Origin of the sequence: Anabaena sp. UHCC 0399 (assembly GCF_034931465.1) — a bacterium.
GTDB classification, from domain to species: Bacteria; Cyanobacteriota; Cyanobacteriia; order Cyanobacteriales; family Nostocaceae; genus Trichormus; species Trichormus minutissimus.
Window position 1 is genome coordinate 1 of sequence record NZ_JAYGGZ010000093.1, and the last position, 12,055, is coordinate 12,055.

Below are 12,055 nucleotides of genomic sequence, written 5' to 3' on the forward strand. Positions count from 1 at the left end.
AAGCTTTTTATCTTTTATAGACAAGTCTATTGATGAATCGGTCTTAAATTTACTAGTCCTAAACTACGCTTTAAAGGCGGCACAATGGCACGCCCAAGAAAGGGCTAGATTATCCAAAATTGGCAAAACTCCTGCTTTTGTAGATGGTCAAATTGCGAGTATTGCTTATTGTAATAATTAAATTTTAGTCACTAATAATTTTTCTGATTTTGACTTTTTTAAATAAGAGTTGAAAATTGGTTGCTTCTTCATACTCCTCCCTAACTACAATCAGGAAACTGTCGTTTTAATGCTGAGAACACTGGACAGGGAGCTTGTTCTTGTAAGTTGTCTGGTTTACTCCAGGTAAAGGGGGCTTTTTGTGCCGCAGACATCCATAATAATTGTTTGGCTCTGGTCATCGCCACATATAGTAAACGATACTCTTCGGCTGTTTTGAGGTGTTTGGCTTGTTCCCACGCTGGGGTTACTTCTGGAATACTGACTTCACCGTGGAGGGCGGCGCGAATCTGGGCGCGGGCGACTTCTGATAATGTAAAGTCACCTAAAAATTGGCTTTGGGGAGGGACCCAAAACCGCCCAGGAATGAGGTTTTCATGGAGGAAGGGTAGAAATACATAGTTCCAATCTAACCCTTTGGCTTTGTGCATGGTGATAATTGTCAGTTGACCAGCACGGGTGTAGCGGGCTTCTACATCCTCTGTTTCCACTGGTTCAAAGCGTTCAGAACTGACAATTTCACTTAAAACTGACAGCATTGACCCCATTGAGTTATTACTAGCGATTTGCTTGTTGACTCGTTCTGAAAGTTTATCAGCCGTGGCCAGTTCGGCTTGGTCGTAATTTAAAGTTAAAGCTAAAAAGGAAATTAGCTGATATAAAGGCAGTTCCAAGCGGGCGCGGAGTAAACTACGGCATATGTGAGAGGCTTTTTGTACCGTCTCTGCTTGGGGTGTAGCTAAGGGGCCGGGATAGAGAAATTCTTCTGGGAGACTGGCTAGGGCGTTGAGGTCTTGGGTGGGAATTAATTGACGCTTTACCAATACTTCTAAGGCGGTTTTGAGGTAGTCGGGAGAATGGGGGCGATCGCAAAATTGCAGCAGTGTTAAAATTTCCTGGGGAACGTGGGAACGGCGATCGCTTTCTCCGACATCAAATATAGTAATTTTATGCTCTTTACACAGTGCTTCTAGTGCCTGTGATAACCAACGTCCCTGACGATTTTCCCGTACTAATACTGCCACGCTTTTAGTTGGGTCTGCTGTTAATAGCTCAATTACCCTGTTACCTAGCAATTCTGCTGTGTGATGAATATCACGGGGCGTATATAGCTCTAATCCTCCACCTACTGCGGCTGGATTGACATCAGCTTGGTTGACAGGACGAATCATTTGCAAACTAAATGGACTAGGAAGATGGGGAGACTTTTGATTTTTAGCCCCATAAAAGCTATTCACCCATTGCAGCGCAAAATTAGCCGCTTCGATAATCATCTGGGTACTGCGACCAGCTTGATCCATTGTTGCTAGTTTGCCAGAGCGATCGCACTCTTGGCAAAATTCCCGAAAGTAAATCGGATCAGCCGGGGTAAAGGTGGAGTTAATCGCTTGGTTGGGGTCGCCAACTCTGATTAAGTGGAGTGGGGAATTTTGAGTGCTGAGTGCTGAGTGCTGAGTGCTGAGTGCTGAGTGCTGAGTGGGGAGTGTGAAATTATTAGTATTCTCCTCTGCTCCCCTGCTCCCCTGCTCCCCTGCTCCCCAGTTCCCATCACTTGCCAAAATCTCTAATAGCTGCGTCTGTAATGGGCTAGAATCCTGGGCTTCGTCTTCAAATACGGCGAAAACTTGGTTCTGCTCGATGCGGCGTGCGCTGTCGTTGTCTAGGACGCGGAGGGCGGCTAAAATCATGTCGTCGTAGTCAATGAAGTCACGCGATCGCATCAGGTTTTGGTACTCTTCATACAATCCTGACGCTATAGTTAAAATTTCATACGCATCTATGGTTTGTTGACTCCATTCCCGTAGTTTGGCTGGGGAGATACCGGAACTTTTGGCTTCATGAATGACGGTAGTTGCTAAATCTGGTAAAACTTCTGTTCTTAACACCGACTGACGACGTAATCTTTCTGTTTCTTCGCCGTCAAATTGCTGTCCTTCTAATAACTGCAAATACAGCCGAGGATGATTAGCCACCCATTGTTCTACGGCGGTGCGAATGAAGCGGTGGCTTTGATTGGGTGTGATCAGGGTGACGTTTTCTAACTCTAAACCAGATAAATTTGGGTGACGGCTGGCAATATTTAACGCCAAACCATGCAGGGTATAAACAGTGAAACCTGTTTGAGGTAAAGATAATTGTTTGAGATATTCGCGGATTTTTATTTTAATATTCGCAGCCGCCGATCGCGTAAAAGTTACTACCACCAACTGACGACGATTAGATGGGCGCGACTGTATTGTATTTTGATATTGCCTAGCAATTGCGATCGCCGCCGCCGCCGCCATCCCCGTAGATTTACCTGCACCAGGAACAGCAGAAATAGCCAGTGGGCCTGATTGCCAATCAGCCATTTGCTGTTGTCCAGGGCGCAGTGTCTTACGAATGGCTAAAACTTTCTCCTGTAAAACTTCCATAGATGAGGCTTGAGATGCTGGTGGTGCAATAGCAGTAAAGTTAGTATCTGACATTTATAATTCGTAATTCGTAATTCGTAATTCGTAATTAATTGCGATCGCCTCTAGCAAGCTAACTATATATGATTGCTTTATTATTATCTTTGATGATGAGTTGATCTAATTTTTCAGATCGTTCAAACTGGATAAGCATTGCTGCATCGAGCCATAAATCACCCCACAATTATGCAAAGCCACTTGATATATTGAGTTAAAATCATAAATCCGTGTCAGCCATATAAACCTAATTTAAATCTAATGGAAATTGCTAGTTCTCACCATCCCCAATCTTCTTTACAACGTCCTGAAATCCTTGCACCTGCTGGTAATTGGGAGTGTGCTAAAGCTGCTGTAGAAAATGGGGCGGATGCAATTTATTTTGGTTTAGATCGGTTTAACGCCAGAATGCGGGCGCAAAATTTTACGGAGGCTGATTTACCGGAATTGATGACATTTCTGCACTATCGGGGTGTGAAAGGTTATGTCACTGTCAATACATTGATTTTCCCGCAAGAGTTAGCAGAAGCGCAGCAATATCTTCGCACAATTATTGCGGCTGGCGTGGATGCAATGATTGTTCAAGATGTAGGTATCTGTCGCGTAATTCGTCATCTATCCCCAGATTTCCCCATCCACGCCTCAACACAAATGACTGTCACCAGTGCAGCTGGGGTAGAGTTTGCTAAATCTCTCGGTTGTCAGTTAGTGGTGTTAGCTCGTGAATGTTCTTTAAAAGAGATTAACAAAATTCAGCAGCAAATTGCCCAAGGGGAAGCGGCTTTACCGTTAGAAGTATTTGTGCATGGTGCGTTGTGTGTGGCTTACTCTGGTCAGTGTTTAACCAGTGAAGCTTTAGGCGGACGTTCAGCGAACCGGGGTGAATGCGCTCAAGCTTGCCGGATGCCCTATGATTTAATTGCTGATGGGGAAATTGTAGACTTAGGCGAACGCAAATATTTACTCAGTCCCCAAGATTTAGCCGGCTTGGAAGTATTACCTGATTTAGTTAAGTCTGGGGTAACTAGTCTCAAAATTGAAGGTCGTTTAAAAGCACCTGAGTATGTTGCTAATGTCACTCGTGTTTATCGCCAAGCATTAGACCAGGTGATGAGGAAATTGGCAAGACCTAACCCCCTAACCCCCTTCCCTACTAGGGAAGGGGGAATAAAATCTTCCCTGTCTACATCGAACAACGGGAGAGGTCAAGAACGCTACAACCTAGAAATGGCATTTTCTCGCGGACTTTACACGGGTTGGTTTGCGGGGATTAATAATCAAGAATTAGTTCATGCGCGGTTCGGTAAAAAACGGGGGGTTTATTTAGGCGAAGTTACCCGCATTCGTAATGAACAGGTGACACTTAAATTAGCAGCACCCCTGAAACCTGGGGACGGTGTGGTATTTGATTGTGGTCATCCAGAGACTAAGGAAGAAGGCGGTCGAGTCTATGGGGTGGTACAGCAGGGAAAAGAAGCTGTGATCACATTTGGCCGGGGTAATGTCAACTTCCAGCGTGTTCATGTAGGCGATAAGCTATGGAAAACCAGTGACCCAGAATTAGATAAACAATTACGCCAGACTTTCGCCGGGGATAACCCCCAATTTCAGCGTCCGATTGACGTGGAAATTTATGGAGAGATTGGTGAGTTATTAATTGCGATCGCCCGCGATGAATTCGGTAACATTGTACAGGTAAAATCAGAAATTCCCGTGGTGGAAGCACACACCAAACCTCTACATATTGAACGCATTAAAGAACAGTTTGGTCGTCTTGGTAACACCCCCTTCCATTTGGGAACATTAACGAATCATCTCAGTGGTAACGTGATGTTACCTGTGAGTGAATTAAACCGGATGCGGCGCGAAATCGTCACCCAGTTAGAAGAGTTACGCAGTCAACCTAAACGCTGGGAACTAAATTCTCACGCTTCCTTCCAAGACCTACTCCCCCCCACATCTCCCCCATCCCCCACATCTCCCTCACTCATCGTCCTAGTCCGTAGCCTCAAACAACTCCAAGCCGCGCTAAAAGCAGGTGTGGAGACACTTTACTGTGAATTTGACGACCCCCGCGTTTATCGGGAAGCCGTGCAGTTAGTTCGTGAATCCCCTGTCCCCTGTTCCCTGTCCCCTGTCCCCTGCATTTGGGTCGCTCCTCCCCGCATTACCAAACCTGGGGAAAACTGGATTTTGCAACAAGTACGCGCTTCCGAAGCTGATGGCTATTTGGTGCGGAATTACGACCAACTCGAATTTTTTGCCGCAGACCGTTGTATAGGTGATTTTTCTCTTAATGTTGCTAATCCTTTAACAGCAGACTATTTCAAGCAGCGTTTTGGTTTGGAACGGCTAACAGCATCCTATGACTTGAATATTACGCAACTGGAAGATTTACTGACAACTTGCCCTAGTGAATGGTTTGAGGTAACAATTCATCAACATATGCCGATGTTCCATATGGAACATTGCGTTTTTTGTGCGTTTCTCTCTGAGGGGACAGACTATACTAACTGTGGCAGACCTTGCGATAAGCATGAAGTGAAATTACGCGTAGACACAGAGAGGCTTGTCGGTAGACATCGCGTCGGTAGTGAACACGTTCTGCAAGCTGATGCAGGTTGCCGCAATACGGTATTTAATGGTATAGCCCAAACTGGAGCAGAGTACGTACAGCGTCTGATAGAATTAGGATTGCGTCACTTTCGGATTGAATTTGTCAATGAAACTCCAGAACAGGTGACGAAAACAATACAGCAATATGATCATCTATTAAAAGGTGAAATCACAGGTTCTCAAATCTGGCGCGAGTTAAAATTACAGAGTCAATTAGGTGTAACTCGTGGGCCGTTAAGGTAATTCGTAATTCGTAATTCGTAATTCGTAATTATTCTTCCACACGGTAGCCCAATTCTGCTAACCTGACGCGGGAGTGTCGCCATTTGGGTTGGACTTTGACAAATAACTCTAGATAAACTTTGCCAGAAATCAGTTTTTGAATTTGCTCCCGCGCTGCACTACCTACGGCTTTAAGCATTGAGCCACCTTTACCGATGAGAATCCCTTTTTGGGAATCGCGTTCAACGTGGATGGTAGCCATGACGCGGGTAATAGCTGGTGTTTCTTCTACTTTATCAATTGCGATCGCTACAGAATGGGGTACTTCTTCACGAGTTAGCAGCAAAATCTGTTCTCGAATTAACTCGCCCATAATAAACCGTTCTGGTTGATCTGTTACTAAGTCCGGTGGGTAGTAGAACGGCCCATGATCTAAATGTTCAATTAATAATGTTTGCAGTTCGGGTAATTCTGCGCCAGTCATCGCAGAAAACTTGACTGTCGGCCATTTATGTGAATCTGCCATCTGTTGATAACTCTCGTCGATATTTTGGGCATTTGCTGGCTGTTGATCAATTTTATTGATACCCAAAATCACTGGTGTTTTACTGTTGATTAGTAGGTCAGCAATAAAGCGATCGCCTGCACCACAAGCTACTGTTCCATCTACCACAAACAAGACTACATCCACCGAGTTAATCGCTATTGTGGCATTCCGCACCAATACCTCACCTAATTGATGATGTGGTTTGTGGATTCCTGGTGTATCAACAAATATTAATTGTGCCTCTGGTGTTGTAACAATCCCTCTTAAACGGTTGCGTGTAGTTTGTGCTACTGGTGAAGTAATAGCAATTTTTTGCCCGACTAATTGATTCATCAACGTAGATTTACCAACATTAGGACGGCCAATAATGCCGATAAAACCTGATTTAAATTCAGGGGGAGCTTGGGGAATCGATACCCCTTCTGAAAAAGATAAGATGTGATTCTCAATACTAGTCACTGTCAGTTCCACCGTTATATTTTATAGTTGGGATATAGTGGTTATAAGTTTTTTTACGAACATACTCAACAAAACATCAATTCACCCTGAGATGTGCGGGGAACTAGTCTTTAATTTTAGTTTAATCTACTACTAAATATATTTTGCTTTAATCTCAAAAAATGAGATGATAACAAGCAAAATCTCTAATATTCTATTTCTTAGAGAGGATTGCTTTTAGTTTAATGGTGTGATGTTCTAATTACATTTAATTACAAAGCATTGAGAATATATATTTATATAATACTTATGCACTATACAAAATAACTATCTTGTGTATTAACATAAATACGTTTTTTCTTTTCCTGATAAATTTGATTCTAAAGCCCTATTTTGATGTTTAACTAATAGTTTTTTATATTAATACAACACTTGATGTAATTAGAATATAGTTTGAAAAACTAACCCTGACGATTATAAATCGCGCCCCACTTGCTACAAGTCGGGAAACCCGCCCAAAGCAGTGGCTTGGCTACACAGACAAAACCCACGTATGTGGGTTTGAAAGACCTAATTTTTGGTTAGTCCGCCTCTGCGGACTTAGCCTGTGTAGTAGCGAATTATATTCGCCCAAAACTCTTCTTAGTACAACTCAGCCTTGAGATAAGCGTTGCTGATAGTGCTTAACAATTTCTTCTGTAACATCAGAGATGGTAAGACCATCGGTTTGAAGTTCAATGGCATCTGCTGCTTTTTTCAGGGGCGAGACTTTGCGAGTGCTATCTTTCCAGTCACGTTCAGCAATATCTCGTTCCAGTTGTTCTAGATTGACTTCTGGTTGTCCTTGTTTTTGAAAGTCTTGTTGGCGACGACGGGCGCGTTCACCAACGGAGGCGGTTAAGAAGATTTTGATTTCCGCATCGGGGAATACATGAGTACCAATGTCTCTACCTTCAGCCACTAAACCACCTTTTTTGCCCCAGCTTTGCTGCTGTTTCACCAAGGCTTCCCGGACAGCACCTTGGGCAGCGATCGCAGATACTTGAGATGTAACGGTAATAGAACGAATGGCTTGAGTCACATCAGTTTCATTAATCCAAACCCGCACCGGAGATTGCAAGTCCGGGCTGGGAGTCAGTTCAATTTTACATTTATTAGCTAATTGGGCGATCGCACACTCATCATCAATGGCAATACCTTGTTCTAGGACTAACCAAGTCATAGCACGGTACATCGCGCCTGTATCTAGATAAACTAGACCTAACTTTGCTGCCACCTGACGGGCTACTGTGGATTTTCCAGCCCCGGCTGGCCCATCAATAGCGATGATAGGTTGGCGATCGCGCAAGATGGTATTATCAATCAACCGTGTAGACCCAAGACGAGCTGCGATCGCAAGCATTCCTTCCTCCGTAACTTTATCTAAAAACATCAATGTAGTCGGTTCAACTAATTCAATATATTCCACTGAGACTGTACTGACCTTGGCTAATTCTTGTTCTACTGCTGCTATCAACTGATTGCGATCGCGTACACCTGCACAAAATACCGTCTCAGCTTGTTGCAAGCCGCGATACAATACGGCTGCTTGCTGTTGTTCCTCCGCAGTCAAATACTGGTTGCGAGAACTCAAGGCCAGACCCGAAGCTTCCCGCACTATCGGACAAGCAATAATCTCTACCGGCAAATTTAAATCAGCCACTAACCGTTTAATGATAGCTAGTTGCTGACCATCTTTTTGACCAAAGTAGGCTCGGTCAGGTTGTACTAAGTTAAAAAGCTTAGTCACAATCGTCGCCACACCTTGAAAGTGACCTAGCCGAGAACGACCACACAAGCCAGATATCATAGCAGATGGAGGGATTACTTGTGTTACCTTATATTCTTGTATATTCTTGTCTATTCCCATTTCTTCCGGAGTCGGTGCAAAAATCGCATTGACCCCAGCTTGTTCACACAACTTTCGGTCTTGTTCCAAAGTCCGAGGATAGCGTTCAAAATCCTCATTGGGGCCAAATTGCAGGGGATTGACAAAAATACTCACAATCACCGCCGAATTTTCTTGTCGCGCTCGTGCAATCAAGCTTAAATGCCCTTGATGTAAACTCCCCATCGTTGGTACTAGACCAATGGCTGTCTGATACCAACCGCTCATCCCATCCAGGACTAGATCATCTGTTCCTGTAAGCTGAGTTTCCCAGCGATGTTGATTTAAATAGCAACGTAAAGCTGCAACTGTTGTCAGCAGACGCACAAAAAAATACCCCTAGTTCTTCTTTCGCCTCTCCTCCGTTAGTTTATATCTGAACTAGGGGTAAGAGAAAGAACTAGGGGAAATTGGGGATTGGGGATCGGGTATTGGGGATTAGTTTGAATCCAAAATCCAAAATCCAAAATCTAAAATTCCCCTTCCCCCAAACTATCGACCCAGGACTTCAATTTTCACTGGTGCAATACCACTACCGATCATGCCTATCATTCTGGCTGCACCGGTCGATAAGTCAATCACTCTCCCCCGAATGTATGGGCCTCTGTCGTTGATTCGCACTACAACAGAACGACCATTGCGGGTATTGGTAACACGCACCCTTGTACCGAAGGGTAAACTGCGATGGGCGGCGGTCATGGCTTCTGAATTGAATCTCTCACCTGTTGCAGTGGGTCTACCATGAAAACCACTACCGTAAAAGGATGCTATCCCTTGGAAGCTGAGTCTAATGTTGCTAGCAATTTGTTGGGGCAAATTAGCTACTGACTGTGATGAACCTGAACGTGATGGTAAGTTAGCAATCTCTTTGAGAGGAGAGGCGTTGCCGATGAGTCTCCGTAGGCGGTTTGTGGCTTGCAACGCGTCTTTTGCTAGGTCATTGGTGGTATCTGCCAGGCGGGTATTTTGATTAATTTCCACCAATTCTTGGTTGTTGATTTTGATGGTGTAGCGATCGCCTGGCTGTTGTTGGATTGAGACGTTTTTGTTTCGAGATGGATTGGCAACTCTCGCTTCGTCTTGTCCTTTCCAACTGACGCTGATTTGATCAGCTTTAACATTATTGCGGATCATCTGGTTGATCCTGGCTGCTATGAGACCGGCTTTATGCACTGGGTCATCTTGCAGCGAGCCAGTTGGAATCTTCTTGGCATTTGCTATATTGCCTAGACTCGCTACCTGAAATGAGTTCCCAGTATTAAGGGCGTACAATTGCACGCCCTGATCATCTTCTCCCACCACACCTACTTTCTTTTCAGTGCTGGCAATTGGTTTAGAACTCAAAAAGGTAATAACTGGAATGTTTCGGATATACAGGGTCGCCGCCCTCCGACCGCCAACGTTGTGAGGATGAATGCTCGTATTCACAGCATCAGAGGTATTTCCCCCTGTTGAAGTTTTCAACTCTCCCACTTTGACTACATCACCAGCTGCTGCTTTTGGTGCAGCTGGTGTACTTAGATTAGTGGTTTGAGTCCGACCAACTGAGGGTGAACCCCCTATGGTCAGAGACAGGGCGACAATAGTCCAAAAATGTCTTTGATTCATGCGTCCGATTTTAAAGCGACTATAGAACAGCAGTTTCTTATTAGTTGGGAGCTTGTAAAAAATTTTATTTATTAGCAAACTCTCCTAAGATGCGAACTCGTTCCGCTTTTACTTTCTGTTTATAACTGCAACAGACTAGCACGAAGTTCTAAGCTTGGGGATCAGGGTTTTAGCGTAGAAATTATCATGTTTCTCCAATTTAAGTTCTGAGGACAAGGGCTAAACCTTGGTCAAATGCGGATTTCGCCTATGTAACGTTTTTTTCAAACTACTAACATTTTTTTATTTAAACTTAAGATTTTCCGGATTTTAAAATGCTGGGATGAAGAATAACTCTATCAGTAATTTTTCTAATAACTAATGTAATATTTTGAATGGTATAAATCTTACTGATAATACCAATAGTAATCCCATATAATACAAAAAAATAGCAAAAGTTTTATTGAACTTAATTTATTTTATGTTTTTTTACATTATCTTACAAACTAGTCACATAGAGATTTATAGCCAGAATAGTTTTGTATTTTAGTAAAAAGAGGGAAATAAATTTATATATTTTTTATAATGCAGAATCTGTAATAATACTTTTTAGGTAGCTTAAAGATGTAGTGACAGTGACATAGCACTACAGTAATCATGAGTAAAAAAAGATGCCACTTACTGTAGCAGATATTTTATTTCATCAAAATAAAGTTGATTAGGAAAAAGTGAAAAATTATCATCGAAAAGTGTGTAGACTATTTTGATAAGTATTAAAAGTTACACTTGAACAGTAAATTTTAAGTCAGTTGATCAACTAAGCTTTTAAATATCAAGCTATTAGCCTCATGCCCAACCCAGGAAATCAAGAAAATTTAGAAATAACTTCCTCTCCACTGTTGAAGGTGATCAATGAATTGCACGTTAAATACCAGTCACTGAAGGAAGGAATATTAGCGAATTACATTCCCGAACTAGCAAAAGTTAACCCAGATTTATTTAGTATTTGTATTGTTACCGTAGACGGTCAGGTTTACGAAGTTGGGGATTATCAACAGCTATTTACTATCCAATCAATTTCTAAAGTATTTGCTTACGGACTGGCCTTAGAAGATCATGGACGGGATTATGTGTTGACTAAAGTCGGAGTAGAACCAACAGGGGAGGCATTTAATGCGATTATCCTTGATGAGCAATCAAAGCGACCTTATAACCCAATGGTAAATGCTGGAGCGATCGCCACGACCAGTTTAATTAAAGGAGCGGGAGCAACAGAACGCCTCAATCGGTTATTGGATATGTTCCGGAGGTACATTGGTCATGATGTATTTGTGGATATTTCCGTATTTACCTCCGAACGCAGCACAGGACATCGCAACCGCGCAATGGCACATCTGATGCTCAACTTTGGCATGATTGACCAAAATATTGAAGAAGCCTTAGACCTATATTTTCAACAATGCGCCGTGATGATGAACTGTCGTGACTTGGCCGTCATGGCTGCTACTTTAGCCAACAGAGGTGCAAACCCCATCACAGGTGAACAAGCTGTAGATAAGCGTTACATCAAAGATATTCTCAGCGTCATGTACACCTGCGGGATGTATAACTTTGCAGGCGAATGGGCTTACAAAATTGGTATCCCTGCCAAAAGTGGTGTTTGTGGCGGTATTATGGCTGTCGTCCCCCATCAAATGGGAATTGCTGTGTTTTCACCACCTTTAGATAGCCGTGGTAACAGTGTCAGGGGAGTAAAAGTTTGTGAAGAACTATCCCAGCGTTTAGGCTTACATCTATTTGATTGCTCAGGTTCACAAGTTTGAAGGATACCCGATCAGAGAAGCTACATCTATATATATAGGATATAGGAATCCGATTTGATTTATGTTGGCGTAGCCTGCACTCGCGCTTAAAAATATCAATGCGTTACGCTTACGCCTAACATACCCTACTGGACTTTCTACTACTTATCTCAATATACGAGCTTGGGTTAAGCGCAGCGCAACCCAACATGGATCTCGGAAAATCAAAACTCAGCACTAAATTTCC

General features: G+C 43.1%; 6 protein-coding genes and 1 pseudogene. 3 read left to right on the forward strand and 4 right to left on the reverse strand.

All coding sequences use genetic code 11. The features are described from left to right. A pseudogene (locus VB693_RS28265) lies at positions 1–264 on the forward strand (hypothetical protein); the annotation flags it as partial. Here VB693_RS28265 and VB693_RS28270 read toward each other — a convergent pair. Further along, the gene (locus VB693_RS28270) at positions 261–2,687 is read right to left on the reverse strand and encodes an ATP-dependent helicase (protein WP_323269162.1); all 2,427 of its coding nucleotides are present in this window, start codon (positions 2,685–2,687) and stop codon (positions 261–263) included. The pseudogene VB693_RS28265 and the gene VB693_RS28270 overlap by 4 nt on opposite strands. Before the next feature lie 243 nt (positions 2,688–2,930). On the opposite strand from VB693_RS28270, the gene VB693_RS28275 reads away from it, so the two are divergent. After that, positions 2,931–5,528: a U32 family peptidase gene (locus tag VB693_RS28275; RefSeq protein ID WP_323269163.1), complete on the forward strand. Its 2,598-nt coding sequence runs from the start codon at positions 2,931–2,933 to the stop codon at positions 5,526–5,528. A gap of 28 nt (positions 5,529–5,556) precedes the next feature. Here the strand turns inward: VB693_RS28275 and era are convergent, their stop codons facing one another. From era to VB693_RS28290, 3 genes are all read right to left on the reverse strand, one after another. Further along, entirely contained in the window at positions 5,557–6,531 is a 975-nt protein-coding gene (era, locus tag VB693_RS28280) for a GTPase Era (RefSeq protein WP_323269167.1), read from the reverse strand. A gap of 613 nt (positions 6,532–7,144) precedes the next feature. Continuing rightward, a complete protein-coding gene (locus VB693_RS28285) occupies positions 7,145–8,746 on the reverse strand; it encodes a bifunctional pantoate--beta-alanine ligase/(d)CMP kinase (RefSeq protein WP_323269164.1) in 1,602 nt (533 codons plus the stop codon). Positions 8,747–8,911: 165 nt separating this feature from the next. Further along, the gene (locus VB693_RS28290; RefSeq protein ID WP_323269165.1) at positions 8,912–10,027 is read right to left on the reverse strand and encodes a septal ring lytic transglycosylase RlpA family protein; all 1,116 of its coding nucleotides are present in this window, start codon (positions 10,025–10,027) and stop codon (positions 8,912–8,914) included. Between the two features lie 827 nt (positions 10,028–10,854). Here VB693_RS28290 and glsA point away from each other — a divergent pair. Further along, positions 10,855–11,829, forward strand: a complete 975-nt coding sequence (glsA, locus tag VB693_RS28295) for a glutaminase A (RefSeq protein ID WP_323269166.1) — start codon at positions 10,855–10,857, stop codon at positions 11,827–11,829. The last annotated feature ends 226 nt before the right edge of the window (positions 11,830–12,055 follow it).